Consider the following 14,911-nt stretch of genomic DNA (forward strand, 5'->3'; position numbering starts at 1 on the left):
GGCGTGGCGTACGGCTCATCTCACCGGACGCAGCCAACGGGACGCGCCTTCCACCTTGCGCAAGCCGTCGTGCCGGCCGCGCACGCGCTCCGTGACGGACCGTGTCACCAGGGCGGTGAGGAGAGGCCGCGGAGGAAAAGCCGACGGACAGGTGGACGCCGATCAGGGCGGCGGTGCACTCACGCGAAGCGGGACGGGTCCCCTGCCCCCTCGCGCAGGATCTCCGGCTCGGGTTGCGACAGGTCGACCACGGTCGTCGGCTCCTTTCCGCAGTCGCCGGCGTCGATCACCGCGTCGAGGACGTGGTCCAGCCGTTCCTTGATCTCCCACCCCTGGGTCATCGGCTCGTCCTCGTCGGGCAGGATCAGGGTGCTCGACACCAACGGCTCGCCGAGTTCGGCCAGCAGCGCCTGGGCGACCGTGTGCCGGGGGACGCGTACGCCCACCGTGCGCTTCTTGGGATGCAGCAGTCGACGCGGCACCTCACGGGTGGCGGGCAGGATGAACGTGTAGCTGCCCGGGGTGCTCGCCTTCACCAGCCGGAAGACCGAGTTGCTGACCTGCACGAACTGGCCGAGCTGGGCGAAGTCGCGGCACACCAGCGTGAAGTGGTGCCGTTCGTCCAGCCGACGGACCTCCCGGATCCGGTCCAGCCCGGCCCGGTTGCCCAACTGGCAACCGAACGCGAAGCACGAGTCCGTCGGGTAGGCGACCAGCCCGCCGTCCCGGATCAGGTCGGCGACCTGACGGAGGACCCGGGGCTGGGGATTGTCCGGGTGCACGTCGTAGTACCTCGCCATACGCCGAGACTAGTACTCCCGCCGTAGCTGGTAAATTCGGCGTCTTCGCAGGTCAGCCCCGGGTTACGCGGCGGGCGACCAGGGCCTCCCGCTCAGCGGCCAGCAGAGACAGCGTGTCTACCAGCGAAGACGCGATTGCTGAGCTTCCCCGGAGTGCCGCCGCGTTCCGATGGTGGCCCAGCGCCGGTCGCGGCCGGATCAGAGTCAGTGCGACCAGGAACAGCACGACAACGCTCGACACCGCCGCGGACGCCTATAGCTGGTCGGGCGGAGGGGGCTCCACGGGCTCGCCAAACGGCTCGATGGATCCATCCCAACCGTTCCAACCCTGTTGAGTGATCTGCCCATCAGCATAGGTGCAGGACCAGCGGGAACCGTCTTCGCCCTCGATATGGACGATTCCCGAGCGAACGAACGGCGCAATCGCGACGTAGAAGGCCGTGGCCTGATCCGACCACTTGGGGTCTCCCGCATCGTCGTAACCGAACTCGATCCAGTCTCCGTCGCGGATGATCAAGGCTGCCGCCTCCTCCGCGATGTCGGCCAGTGTGTCGACTACCGCAGACTCATCCGGGGCGAACCACACACATCGTTCAGCCATGGCGGCCTTGACGGCGGCGACGGCAGCGGCGTCGTCCGACTGCGGAAGGTTCAGGCGGCCTGAAGGCTCTACCAGGTATCCCACGGCGCACATCCTACGGGCACTCACCCACGCCAAAGGCACTGCCTCCAGAGCCCTGTGGGGGCTCCACGCCCGAATCCAGCCCGGTCCACGTCGGACGGACCGTCCATGTCGCCCCAATCAACGCATTCGCGTTGCTGAGATCAACTCATTACGCGCGTGCCGCGCCTGGTTATCCTCGAATCACGTTCGCAGGGCGTCGGAACCACCACCGCGCATCGCCCCGGCGCGGGCCTGCCAGCTCGCCGCAACATCGGTCGCGGCGACCGGCAGACCAGCCCGATCACGTCCCTATACCGGGTGAACCTTGATCCACTTTCGCTCCTTCATGGAGAATCCGCGCAGCGTGTCGTGTTTCTGCAAGACGCAGTCGAAGGGGCGGTCTTTTCCGCCCAACTCCTCGAACCGATCCGCGAACCACGGGTAAAGGTAGTCCCTGGTAAATTTGCTTATCTGTTCGGGCAGGCTCGTCCTGGCTGGGCTCACATCGCAGTCTTCAAGGACGTAGAAGTTGAATCCGAAGTGGAGGAATCGGGTGCCGTACAGATCCTCTCCATCCGCGTTGACTTCGATCATGTCCCAATGCTCGTTCGCTGCCAGCAGGTTCATACCGTACGCGCCTGAGTCACCTTCCACGCGAAAGATCAGGATTTTGGTGTCAGGGTGGTAGGGGTAGTCCAGAACCTCGCGCAGCTTCGATAGAGTTTTGTCTCGCTTTTTGTCAATGTTTTTGACGATCTGCTGTTTGATGTGATCAGGTATCGCCATCGACTCGCTCGCTTTCTTTCAGGTGGATCAGTGAGCTCTTTTCATCCTGCGTAGCGGTTGGCTTCGACCCGGTGCAGGACCAGGATGGCCTGCACGATCGTGGTGGCTCGACGTGGGCAGCAGCGCAGCTTGGTCAGGATCTTCCAGGTCTTCAAGGTGGCGATGGCTCGTTCACCACGGGCGCGGATCTTGGCGTGCGCACGGTTCACGGCTTTCTGTCGGCGTGACAGCTTCGGCCGGTAGCGGTGCCGCTTGAATGGGGTGCGGACGCTGCCACGGGCACCTTGATAACCCTTGTCCGCGAACGTCATCACGTTCGCGCTGGTCAGCGCTTCGATGATGCCGTGGGTGCGGGCTGCGGTCAGGTCGTGGACCGCGCCCGGCAGTGCCGGCGAGGCCCAGACGAGCCGGCCGGCCGCGTCGGCGATGACCTGCACGTTCACCCCGTGTCGCTGGTGCTTTCCGGAGTAGTAGGGCTTCTGGTCGGCGACGCGGTCGATCGGGATCAGCGTGCCGTCCAGGATCGCGTACGCCAGCAGCCGGATCCGCTGCATCGCCGCGGCCAGGTCGTCGGCCGATGCCGTGAGCAGCGCGACCGCTTCCTGCACGTAGCGCCAGGCGGTGGCCACACCGACGGCGAACCCGGCGGCCAGACGGGTGTAGGTATCGCCGTTACGCAGATGAGCGAGAACGAGCAGTGCCTGCCGTCCCGGATCGAGGCGCCGCCAGCGGGACCGATGCTGCTTGCGACGGCTGCGGATGCGGTCGGCGAGATGGTTCAAGGTCCGGCTGGACAACGAGATCGTGGACGGGTAAGACAGCACAGGCGAGGCTCCCGGTCGGGGCATCTGATCTTGGTCGACTGCTGTCTTACCTGGAGCCTCGTCTTCATCGATCCTCGGCCCGCCAACACCGTTTCTGAGCTGCATGACCAGCTTGGAAAAGGCTCAGTGCACGGCAGAGCGTGCGATGCGGATCCGATGTCGTCGACCTGGAAGGTCGGGTGATTGCGCCGCCGCACGGACGCCCCGACAACTCCAGTTCTCGTCGAACCGGCCGCCGCCGCGTAGCACCCAGTGGGTGCCGTAGAACTCGGCGTCGTGGATGTCCCAGCGCCAGTCCCACGATTTGCCGAGAACATCACGTCGCCGGCTTCGCCAGGTCGTGTGTGGCCGCCGCTTCGAAGATCGAGCAGAGCCCGTCGACCCGGGTGCCCAGCTCACGCTCGGCCACGCCTCGGGATCGTCCCGTGCGTTGAACCAGCCGCGCCGGAACCAGTGCAGGCCGGACGGGTCAGGCAGCCGACGGATGTGTTTGCTGAGCGGCCCCGCGTACGGGCTGCGGTAGGCGAAGACGGTCACCGCGACATGGTGCCGACCGGCACCGACAAGAACCGTCGGGCTGGTCAACTCCGCAGGTAGCGCAGTACCGCCAGGACCCGGCGGTGGTCGGCCTCGGACGGCGGCAGGGCGAACTTCGTGAAGATGTTGGCGACGTGCTTCTCCACCGCCCGATCGGTGACCGAGAGCGCGGTGGCGATCGCCGTGTTCGTACGTCCCTGCGCCATCAGCCCCAGCACCTCCCGCTCCCTCGGAGTGAGCGCGTCGAGCTGGTCCCGGCGCCGGCTCGCCCCGACCAGCTGCGTCACCACCTCCGGGTCGAGCGCGGTGCCGCCCGCGGCCACCCGGGTCAGCGCGTCGACGAAATCGTCGAGTTGCACCACCCGCTCCTTGAGCAGGTACCCGACCCCGTCGGAGCCGCCCGCGAGCAGCTCGGCGGCGAAACTCGTCTCGACGTACTGCGAGAAGATCAGTACGCCGACGCCGGGCGCCTCCCGGCGGAGTCGGATCGCCGCACGCAGCCCCTCGTCGGTGTGGGTGGGCGGCAGCCGGATGTCGACGATCGCGACGTCGGGACGTTCGGTCGCCACGGCGGCGAGCAGAGCCGGCGCGTCGACGACGGTGGCGACCACCTCGTGCCCCCGTATGGTCAGCAGTTGCGCCAACCCTTCGCGCAGGATCGCGGAGTCCTCGGCGATGACGACACGCATGGCTACCGGGTGCTCCGTTCCAACGCGGCGACGGGTATGTCGACGGTGGCCACGGTGGGACCACCGGGCGGACTCTCCACCGACAGTGTCCCGTCGACGACCTGGATGCGTTCGGCCAGCCCCGCCAGGCCGCCGCCGGGGCGCCGGGACGCGCCGCCCCGGCCGTCGTCGCGTACCCGCAGTCGCAGCGCCCCGCCGCTGTCGGTGATCCGCACGGCCGCGTGCCGTGCACCGCTGTGCCGGTTGACGTTGGTGAGCAGCTCGCAGGCGCAGAAGTAGGCGATGCGCTCGACGGCGGGAGACGGTCGCGACGACAGGTCGACGTCTACCGACACCGACACGGTGCTGCCGGACGCCACCGTCGCCAGCGCCGCCGCCAGGCCGTTGTCGAGTACCGGCGGGCGGATGCCCCGTACCAGGTCACGCAGCTCGGCCAGCGCGGTCGTCAGGTTCCCCTGCGCGGTGTCGACGGCCGCACGGATCTGCTCGACGGACGCGCCCGCGCCGAGTAGTTCCCGGACCAACGTCAACTGCATGCCGACCCCCACCAGCCGTGCCTGCGCACCGTCGTGCAGGTCCCGTTCGATGCGCCGCAGCGTCGCGTCGGCGTCGCTGACCGCCCGGTCGCGGGTCTCCCGCAGGTGACGCATCCGCTGCGCGGTTCGACTCGGGCCGAGCAGTCCACGGATCAGCGCCCGATCCACCAGTAGCACGGACCGGACCACCCACGGGGCGGCGAGCAGCAGCACCGCACCGAGCACCCAGCCGGCCACGGTGAGCCCCCACGGCGCGAACCCGTGCCGTTGCAGCGGATAGGTGAGGAACACGACCGCGTACACGTATGCCCCGCCGCCGACGGCGAGGGACAGCAGCCCGAGCGGCAGTTTGATCAGCAGATAGCCCAGCGCCCGCCAGTTGGCCGGGTCGCTGAACACGGCGCGGCGGCGGGCGAACAGGCCACGGCCCCGATCGGGCCGCGGCGGGGTGGGAACGTGCTCGTCGAGCAACCACCCGGCGGTGGCGCGGCGGGCCGCGCCAAGTCCGGCGCCGGCCGACAGCACCGACGCCAGCAGCCACGGACCGAGTGGGGTCACCAGCAGTACGGCGCCGACCAGCCCGCCGGCAAGCAGCAGGATCGCCCCGGCCACGTCCAGCGGTGCCGTGATCAGCAGGTACGCCAGGTCCGCCCAGGACCGGCGGGAGAGCAGGGCCCTGCCGGTTACCTGGAACACCCGCAGCACCACGCCGCCATTGTGCTGGGTGGTGGCCGTCCCGGTCACCCGCCGAGTACCCGCCGAGTGATCCGGTTCATCGCGGCGAGCAGACCGCGCAGCAGCCCGGCGCAGCACACCTGGATCACCAGCGCGAGCGCGGAGTGCACCAACCAGGCACCGACCAGCGTCGGCCCGCCCCACGCGCCGTTCAGGAGCGGATCGGCGGTGAACGGATGCCCGATCGCCCCGATGGCGTCCGGCCGGAGCGGGTACAGGTGCCCGGACCAGATCAGGACCATCTGGAGGAGGACCAGGGCGAACGCCGCGCTGGCCGGTATCAGCACCAGAACGCTGTGCGCGAGTACGCGTACCGGGCCGACCGGCTGGGTCTTCGGCTGCCGTTCGACGCCGGTGGCGCCGCTGTACCGGTCGGCCAGCCGCAGCTGCACCCGCCCGAGCGCGGTGGCGCTGATCAACGCCAACGGTGCTGCGGCGAGCGCGAGCGGCAGCCCGGTCAATCCACGAACCGTCGGGGCGACGACCCACCGCCGCAGCGGTCCGCTGCCGCCGCGGATCGTCCTGTCACGGGTAGTAGGCGTGGTCAGGTCGGACGTGCTCACCTCGGCCATCTCGGCTCCCTCGGTCGTGGACAGTGACGGTTCGATGCTCGTCGCGTCGAGCCGGGGCCGCGATCGTGGCACCACGCGGCCGATGGTGGGGGTAGCAACACCACCAACGCGCTGCGGGCCGGAGGGCACGCCTCACCCGCGCCTTTCTGACCGGTCGGCTCGGAGGGCTCGGGCCGGTGGGCCGTCCCGGATGGTTGGACACCTGTTGTCGTGCGGACGGTCGAAAGATCCGGACCCCGTGTCCCGGCCGCCCGGGACAGCGGACCCTGTCGCTGGTACCCCCCGGGCCGACAGGCTTGCGGGCGAGGTGGCCGGCAGACCCGCCGGAACCGTTGCGCGGCAACGGCTACACCCGGCACAACCCGCTCGCACCACACGGGGTGGACGGGCCGGCCGCCACGACATCCGGACTCACGTTCCCGTGCCGACCTCGGCCGTCGGAGCGGCGTCCGCACGGGGAGGGAAAAGGCATGCGACCACGTCGGCACCTGGCCCGGCGCTGCCGGTGTTACCGCGCCGCGATGCCCGGCGGCAAGCCGGCGTCGGGTCTCCGTCAGAGGAACGACCTGAGTGGACATCCGGCCCGCCCGGACGGCGCGCCCCGCCCGTCGTGGATCCGGTGGTTGCCGAACGCCGGGACGGGTCTTCCGCACCGTTGCCCGGTAGGCGCGGCGGATCCCGGCGACTTCAATCGTCGTAGACACCGCGCGACTCCCACCGTCCCGTCGCTCGGCCACTGGCGAAGGGATGCGCGATGACGGCTCCGTCCAGTCTGCCTCTGGTGCTCAGCGGTCCCGTCGTGCGTCGGGTCGACCCGACCGGCGTCACGGTGTTCGTCGCGCTGCGCGCGGAGTGCACGGTGACCCTGAACGTGTTCGCGGTCGGCGCGGCTCCCGGGTTCGCCCGCGGCGCCACGGTCGGCACCGCCAGCCGTACGACGGTGCGGCTCGGGGAGCGGCTGCACGTCGTCGCGGTCACCGCGAGCGGGATCACCCTGCAACCCGGCACCCTCTACGGCTACGACCTGGGGTTCTCCGGCGGCTCGACCGTCGGGAGCCTGTTCGACGCCGGCGTGGTCGCCGCCGACGCGGCGGCGGCGCGGGCGGCCCTGACGTACGTCGGGCACCCGCAGGCGCCGGCCGCCGCGCCCGCGTTCCCGACCTTCGCCACCCCGCCCGGTGACCCGAACGGGCTGCGGATCTTCCACGGGTCGTGCCGCAAGCCGCACGGCGAGGGCTACGACGCGTTCCCCGCCCTGGACCCGATCATCGCGGCCTCGGCGGGCGACCCGGCCCGGCGCCCGCACCAGCTGGTGCTCGGCGGGGACCAGATCTACGCCGACGACGTGGCCGACCCGCTGCTCGCGCTGATCCACGGCCACGACGCGCTGGCGGCGAACGGCAGCGACCCGGCGGTGCCCGCGTACCAGGGGGTGGCCGCCCGGCTGGGCCTGGCCGCCGAGGTGCTGCCGGTCGGGACGACCGATCAGCCGACGGACGCGCGGTACGCGCCGGGCAAGCGCGCCGACGCGATGGCGAAGGACGCGAAGTTCACCTCCGGCGCGGCCGACAGCCACCTGATGTCGCTGCGCGAGTACCTGTGCATGTACCTGCTGGTCTGGTCGGACGTGCTGTGGCCGGAGAGCTGGCCGAGGTTCGAGCACGTGCTGCCGGCGGACACCCGGATCCTGAAGGACCCGCAGGACCGCCGCCCCGGCGAGACGGTGTACGACCTCATGCTGGCCGGGCGGGCGTACACGCCCAGCGCCCAGCAGAAGGAGATCATCGAGCGGTTCGAGCGGTGGCAGCGGCAGGCGCTCGCGCTGCGGATGTTCCGGCAGGGGCTGGGCGCCGTGCGCCGGCAGCTGGCGAACGTGGCGACGTACATGGTGGCCGACGACCACGAGGTCACCGACGACTGGAACATGACCAGCTCGTGGGTCACCGACGCGGTGGTGAACTCCCCGCTGGGACGGCGGGTGGTACGCAACGCGATGGCCGCGTACGCGGTGTTCCAGGCGTGGGGGAACACCCCGGAGCGGTATGCCGAGGCCGGGGCCGCCGGGGAGCCCGGCCGGGCCGCGCTGGCCGCGCTGCGCGGCTGGGTCGCCGCCCCCAACGACGGCGACGACCTGGCGTTGCGGACCCGTCTCGGGTTGCCCACGGCGGTCACCAGCGAGGGCCGGCTGGCCCGGCCGGCGGGCGCGCTGACCTACCACTGGACCGTCACCTGGCCGCGCTACCAGCTGGTCGCGTTGGACACCCGCACCTGGCGGCAGTACCCGGCCGGCGCGGGCAAGCCGGGCGGCCTGCTCTACGACGACCAGCCGCTCAACGAGATGATCAGCGGCGGCGGGGTGCTCGGCGACGACGCGGTCACCGTCGTCGCCCAGCCGGTCGCCCTGTTCGGCGTGCCCGTCCTGGAGCAGCTCGCGCAGCCCCTCGCGAGGGTGTTCGCCGGCCGGTACGAGGCCGACGCCGAGGACGCGTGGGTGACCAGCGACGCCGCCGTACACAAGATCCTGGCCCGGCTGTTCGCGGCGGCGCCTCCCGGGGCCGACGGTGTCCGGCGGCGGCGCCTGGTCATGCTCGGCGGTGACATCCACTTCGGCTCCGCCGAGCGGATCCGCTACTCCGCCACCCTGCCGTACGCGTGCGGGCCCGACCCCGCGAAGCCGTTCGAGGGGGTCAACCGCACCGAGGGGGTGCTCGCCGGGTTCGTGTCCAGCGGGTTCCGCAACGAGGACGGCAAGACCCGGATCCTGCACGCGCTCGGGTACGTGCCGCTGCTGGACGGCACCGGCCGCATCGACCTGGTCGGCTGGGCCAACGAGCTGCCCGACAAGGAGGGCCAGCGCATGCAGGCCGGCGTGCAGGTGACGCTGGCCGCCGACGACGTGACCGGCTGGTGGGTGTCCGGGCGGCCCTCGGTCAGCGACCTCGACGCGCTCAAGGTGCTGACCCGGCATCCGGAGTGGAACGTGCACGTGCAGTTCGTCCGCCACGACGAGGCCGACCCGGAGGTCCGCCGCGACGGCACGCCCGAGTCGGTGGTGGACCCGGCGGGCCTGCCGCGCGACCAGGCGCTCGCGCAGTACCTGGCGGCGGCCCGCAACCTGGACCACTACAAGGGGTCGTGGGGCAACGGCAAGGAGATCGTCGGCCGCAACAACCTCGGCGAGGTCACCTTCGACTGGCCGGACGGGGAGTGCAAGTCGGCGACGCAGCGGCTCTGGTGGCACCTGCCCGGCGAGAACCGGGCGGCCGCGCTGACCACGTTCACCGTGGACCTGTCCTTCGGCTGCTCGCTGGCCGTCACCCCGCCGTACGGGGGGTGGAACCTGCGCGCCGACGACCGGGACGCCACGGCGACGGCCAAGGCCCGCTACGACGGGCTGGAGCGGCCGGCGGATCTGGTCAAGGACCGCTGGGTGACCCGGTTGCAGCAGGACCTGGCCACGCTGGGCTTCCTGGCACCGGCCGAGGTCGACGGGGTGTTCGGCCTGCTCACCTACTGGGCGGTGCTGGAGTTCCAGACGTACGCCCGCCGGGAGCGGGCCGCGGTCGAGCCGGCCGGTGCCACCGCGCCCCGCTACTCCGACCGGCTGCAGCCGGTGGACGTGCCGGAGGCCGAACGGTACCTCGGGCCGGTCAGCGGCATGGCCGACCTGGCGACCCAGGTGGCGATCAAGCACTGGCTGGACAAGCGGTGGCGCTGCCCCGTCGTGGTCGAGGCGTGGCAGGTGGCGGGGGACGCTCCGCAGCGGCTGGACCAGCCGAACGTGTGGAACTTCGATGAGGTGACCGCCGCCGACCGGCGGGTGTACTCGCGGGTGGTCACCGGGCGGCCGGCGGGGGCGGGCCGCGCCCCGGACGGGTACCCGGAGCTGATCCGGTTGGGCGCGTACCGGGCGCACCCCACCGGGGCCGAGTGGAGCGGCCCGGTGCTCGACGCCGAGTCGGAGCTGCTGCCCGAGGCGGTGCTGCCGCGCCCGCAGGACCACGGCAGCGGCCCGTCGCTGGCCGCGCTGGTGGCGGCGATCGGCGCCGGCGGGGACGCGGGCGCGCGGGCCGCCCGGCAGCTGTCCACCTTCAAGGTGCTGCGTGCCGTCGCCGAGAACCGGGTGCCGGACGCCGCCGGCGGCTACCTCGACGCGGTCGCCGCGGACGACCCGGCGGTGATCCGGTTCGGGCCGTTCGGATGGCGGGCACACGGCCCGCTGGTCACGCCGACGTCGGTGCCGACCTTCCTCGACCTGAACTCCGAGCCGGGCGAGATGTGGGCCTACCTGGCGTTCCTGCGCGCCACCGACCGGGACGCCTACGACGCGCTGGGCGGGCTGGCGGGTGTCACCGCCGTGCCCGGGTGGGGGCGCGACGGCGGCGGGCTGCTCTTCACCGACCTGCGGGTGCTGCGGGCCCGCCCGGCGCGGACCGACGCGACCGGCGCCGCCCGCGAGGGCATCAGCACGACGCTGGAGCTGCTGGGGCTGCGGTCGTGGCACTGGATGCACCGCTACGCGCTCGCCCTGCGCGGCCACGACGGCGTCCGCCGGGGGATCTGGACGTTCGCCCGGCAGCGGCTGCACGACCTGCTGGCCACCGACTGGGACTCCCCCGACCCGGACGTCTCCCCCACGGTGGCGAACGTGCCCGGGGCGGACGGCAACCCGCGGCGGGCCCGCGTCGGCGACCTGTTCACCTCCGAGCGGGCGGTGGCGCTGCTGGCCTGCTGGCAGCAGCACCGGGCGCACCAGCTCGTCGCCGTCGGGCCGCCGTCGGCGAACGCGGAGAAGCCGGAGTTCCGCACCCGGGCGCGTGCCGCCACCCCGCTGCACCTGGTGCTCACGAAGGCCAGGGCGCTGGGCGCGGACTTCAGCGGGGCGCCCACCGGCTGGACCGATGCGCACGAGACCGCGCTGATCACCGCCATCGGCCAGGTCGTCGCGGGCGACGCCGAGGTCGCCACCGCGCTGACCCGGCTCGCCGCCTGGCCGTCCTGGCCGACGGGGCGGCACTACACGCTGCCGCTGGACGCGCTGCCCGCCGCCGAGCGGGGCCTGTCGGCCGCCCGCGGGTCGCTGCGGCTGGACCTCGGCGACCTGTCGCGGGTGACCGCGTGAGCAGCACACGACCGGCGACGGACAGCGGCCGGCAGCACAAGGGACGGGGTGGACGATGAGCGACGCCAAGAACGCGCTGGCACTGCTGTGGAACGAGATCCGGCTGCTGGCCGAGCCGGTGCTGGCCGCGTACGACCCGTGGCAGCGGGCCCGGCTGATGCGCGCGTTGGGCTGGGACCTGGAGGCGGTCAGCGGGTTCGACGCCGCCCGCTTCGAGGACTGGGTGAAGACGATCGGCCCGGCCCTCGACGCGCTCGGCACGGCGGCCGAGGCGGAGCTGGACAGCCTGGAGGCGGTGAAGAAGCTCGGTGCCGCCGCCGGCGACGCGTTCGGCAAGATCGGCGCCCTCCCGCCGACGTTGCAGGGGCAGCTGCCCGACGTGGCCGGCCTGCCCGAGGAACTCGCCGACGACCTGCTCGACCTGCTGATCCTGACGTACCTGCTGCGCCGGGCGCCGTGGGCGGTGCCCGTGCTGGACCTGCTGGGCCTGGTCACCCCCGCCACGGACGGCCTGCCCAGCGCGCCGATGCCGCCCGGCGACGCCCCGATCCGGCTGCCCCGCCGACGCGACGAGCTGCACCTCGAACGTGTCGTCGACCTCGTCGCCGACCCCGGCGCCTACTTCCGCGGCCTGTACGCCCCGGCCGGCTGGGACACCCCGGAGGGCGTGGCGGAGCTGTCCGCCCGGCTGCTGCCCCGGCTGGCCCGGGCGCTGCGGGCCCTCGGCCTCGACGCCGACCAGGGCGTACGCCCCGGCGTCGGCCCCGACCAGGGCGAGGTGGGGCGACGGCTGGCGGACAGCCTGCTGCGGCTGCGGTTCACCGGGCTGCGCACCCCCGGCGGGGAACCCCCACCGACCGGCGCCGGGCTCGCGGCGTGGCAGCCCACCTTCGGCGTCGGCGTCACCCTCGGCCTGGCGAGCTGGGACGGCCGGTTCACCGTGATCCTCGCCCCGACCGGCGAGGATCACCTGGAGGGGTCGATCGGCGCGTGGAACGTCGCCACCGACCTCAGCGGCGCCGGCCCCGCGATCGCCGTCAACAGCGACGGGGTCACGTTCAGCGGCGACACGGCCGTCGTCAAGTGGGCCGCCGAGATCGCCCGGATCGCGCCGGCCGGCGAGCCCGGCTGGATCATCGGCGCACCGGAGGGCACCCACCTCGCCGTCGGGCAGCTCGTCGTCACCGGCCGGGCCAGCCTCGGCGCCGGCCGCGACGACGTCGAGCTGGGCGTGCAGGCCGGCCGCGCCGAGCTGGTCATCCGCGCCGGCGACGGCGACGGGCTGCTCGCCAAGCTGCTGCCCGCCGACGGGCTGCGCCTCGGCCTCGACCTCGGCGCCGCCTGGTCGATGCGCACCGGTCTGCACCTGGCCGGGGCCGCCGCCCTGGCCGCCGAGTACCCGGTGCACCTGTCCTGGCACGGCATCGGCATCGAGGGGCTGCGCATCGCGTTGCAGGCCTCCACGCGGACCCGCGCGGTCAGCCTGCTGATCACGACCACCGTGCAGGCCGCGCTGGGGCCGCTGCACGTCACGGTGGAGAACATCGGCGTCCGCGCCGACCTCACCTTCCCGCCCGCGCTCCCGGCCGGCGGAGGGGACGACGCCCGCGGCGGCAACCTCGGCGTGGCCGACCTGGCGCCCGGGTTCAAGGCGCCCGACGGCGTCGCGCTGCGGATGGACAACGGCTTCGTCTCCGGCGGCGGCTACCTGTTCGTCGACGAGCCCCGCGGCATGTACGCCGGCGCCCTGCAGCTCGGCATGACCTCCACCACGCCGCTCGCTCCGATGAAGGGGTTCCGGCTCCAGGCCACCGCGATCGTCAACACCCGCAACCCCGACGGCAGCCGACTGACCGAGGCCGACGGCGGGCACAGCTTCTCCCTGCTCCTCGCCGGCACGTACGAGTGGTTCCCCGGGCTGATGCTGTTCTGGGGCATCTCCATCACCGGCCTGGGCCTGGTCGTCGGGCACAACCGGCGCAGCAACCCCGAGGAGTTCCGCAACGCCGCCCGCTCCGGCACCCTCGACGCGCTGTTGTTCCCGCAGGACCCCGTCGCCAACGCCCCGGCCGTCATCGCCACCCTCAGCCGGCTGTTCCCGGTCGACACCACCGGCACCGTCCTCGGGGCGATGGTGCGGCTGAACTTCCTCGGTGGGCAGGTCGTCGCCGACCTGGGGGTGCTCGTCGAGTTCCCCGACCCGGTACGCATCCTGCTGCTCGGCAAGCTGGTGATCGACTTCAAGGACGCCGGCAGGTTCCGGCTGGACTCCTTCGGCATGGTCGACTTCGCCCGCCGCGAGATCAGCCTCGATGCCGCACTCATCGACTCGAAGCTGTTCGGCCGGCCGGTCTCCGGGGAGATGGCGCTGCGGGCCCGCTGGGGTGCCGGGCGCACCTTCGCCATCTCGATCGGCGGCTTCCACCCCCGCTACACACCCCCGCCCGGCTTTCCGCCGGTCAAACGCTTCAGCATCGCCCTGCAGAAGTCCGGCAAGGGCATCGACCTGCTGGCCTACCTGGCGGTCACCAGCAACACCGCCCAGTTCGGCGCGGAGCTGAAGCTGCACTTCGAGGGCGGCGGCTTCGTCATCGACGGCCGCGCCTGGCTCGACGTGATGTTCCAGTTCAAGCCGTTCTGGTTCACCGCCGACATCGGCGCCACCGTGTCGCTGAAGTACGGCGACACGGAACTGCTGGCGATCAACCTGCTCATCGGGGTCTCCGGCCCCGGCCCGTGGAAGGCCTGGGGCGAGGCCCGGATCAAGTTCCTGTTCTGGGAGGTGTCGGCGAAGTTCTCCTGGACCGACGGGGACACCGCCGCGGCCGACGAACCCACCCACGTCGACGCCGCCGAGACGCTGCGCGCGGCGCTGTCCGCACCCGAGGCGTGGGAGATCCGTCCCGCCATCGGCGCCGGCGAGCCGGTGACACTGCGCGACCTGACCGGCTGGACCGGGCCGATGCTGCTGCAACCCGGCGCGCAACTGTCGGTGCGGGAGAACGTGCTGCCGCTCGACACCGACCTGCAACGCGTCGGCACGTCCCGGATCAGCGGACCGAACCGGTTCACGCTGACCGGGGTGAGTGTCGGCACCGGCGACGACGCGCTCTCCGGCACCCTCGGCGACACCGTCGAGGACGACTTCGCGCCGGGGCAGTTCCGCGACCTGTCCCCCGTCGAGCAGCTCACCACCCCCGGGTTCGTGCGGCTGGCCGCCGGGCGGACCGTCGCGCTGCCGGAGGGCACCACCCTGCCGCCTGCCGACCTGACCACGTTCGCCGAGCTGGCCGACGACTCCGCGTACGACCGGATCATCATCGACGACCCGGACGCCGCCGGCCGGCCCCTGCCCGCCCAGCCGGCGACGGCGGCGCGGCTCGCCGCCCGCGGCGGTGACCTGCTGGCCCGGTTCGCGGCCACCGCGCCGGCCGCCTACGCGGGCAGCCGCCACGGCGGCGCCGCCCGCTTCACCGGACCCACCCTGGACCTGGCCACCACCGCGCCGGCCGCCCGCGCGCCGCGCGCCGCCGCCGCGACCGTGCCGGCGCAGCGGCGCGCGACCGCCGCCCCGGCGGGGCCGCGCCGCCCCCGCGTCCGGGTTCCCCACCCGAGGATCACGCCCGTCGAGCTGGAGGTCTGCTGA

At 72.4% G+C, this 14,911-nt stretch carries 9 protein-coding genes; 2 read left to right on the forward strand and 7 right to left on the reverse strand.

Annotated features, from left to right (window positions below; all coding sequences use genetic code 11):
- Positions 1-179: 179 nt before the first annotated feature.
- The 7 genes from ABT006_RS09265 to ABT006_RS09295 form a co-directional block, all read right to left on the reverse strand.
- Positions 180-800: an L-threonylcarbamoyladenylate synthase gene (locus ABT006_RS09265; protein WP_350704544.1), complete on the reverse strand. Its 621-nt coding sequence runs from the start codon at positions 798-800 to the stop codon at positions 180-182.
- A 253-nt stretch (positions 801-1,053) separates the two neighbouring features.
- On the reverse strand, positions 1,054-1,485 hold the full coding sequence (locus ABT006_RS09270) for a hypothetical protein (protein WP_350704546.1): 432 nt from the start codon (positions 1,483-1,485) through the stop codon (positions 1,054-1,056).
- 288 nt (positions 1,486-1,773) lie between these two features.
- Positions 1,774-2,250, reverse strand: a complete 477-nt coding sequence (locus ABT006_RS09275) for a hypothetical protein (RefSeq protein WP_350704548.1) — start codon at positions 2,248-2,250, stop codon at positions 1,774-1,776.
- Positions 2,251-2,291: 41 nt separating this feature from the next.
- Positions 2,292-3,074, reverse strand: coding sequence for a transposase family protein (locus ABT006_RS09280; protein WP_350704550.1), 783 nt, complete (start codon positions 3,072-3,074; stop codon positions 2,292-2,294).
- Between the two features lie 581 nt (positions 3,075-3,655).
- Complete coding sequence (locus tag ABT006_RS09285; RefSeq protein ID WP_350704551.1) at positions 3,656-4,300, reverse strand: response regulator; 645 nt, start codon at positions 4,298-4,300, stop codon at positions 3,656-3,658.
- A gap of 2 nt (positions 4,301-4,302) precedes the next feature.
- Positions 4,303-5,580, reverse strand: coding sequence for a sensor histidine kinase (locus ABT006_RS09290; RefSeq protein WP_350704553.1), 1,278 nt, complete (start codon positions 5,578-5,580; stop codon positions 4,303-4,305).
- Positions 5,577-6,218: a hypothetical protein gene (locus ABT006_RS09295; protein ID WP_350704555.1), complete on the reverse strand. Its 642-nt coding sequence runs from the start codon at positions 6,216-6,218 to the stop codon at positions 5,577-5,579. The genes ABT006_RS09290 and ABT006_RS09295 overlap by 4 nt, the downstream gene beginning before the upstream one ends.
- Positions 6,219-6,897: 679 nt before the next feature.
- On the opposite strand from ABT006_RS09295, the gene ABT006_RS09300 reads away from it, so the two are divergent.
- Together ABT006_RS09300 and ABT006_RS09305 are read left to right on the forward strand one after the other, a co-directional pair.
- Positions 6,898-11,265, forward strand: coding sequence for a peptidoglycan-binding protein (locus tag ABT006_RS09300; RefSeq protein WP_350704556.1), 4,368 nt, complete (start codon positions 6,898-6,900; stop codon positions 11,263-11,265).
- 55 nt (positions 11,266-11,320) lie between these two features.
- Entirely contained in the window at positions 11,321-14,911 is a 3,591-nt protein-coding gene (locus ABT006_RS09305; RefSeq protein WP_350704558.1) for a DUF6603 domain-containing protein, read from the forward strand.

The sequence above is a fragment of the Micromonospora sp. NPDC002717 genome, from assembly GCF_040295705.1.
GTDB lineage: Bacteria > Actinomycetota > Actinomycetes > Mycobacteriales > Micromonosporaceae > Micromonospora.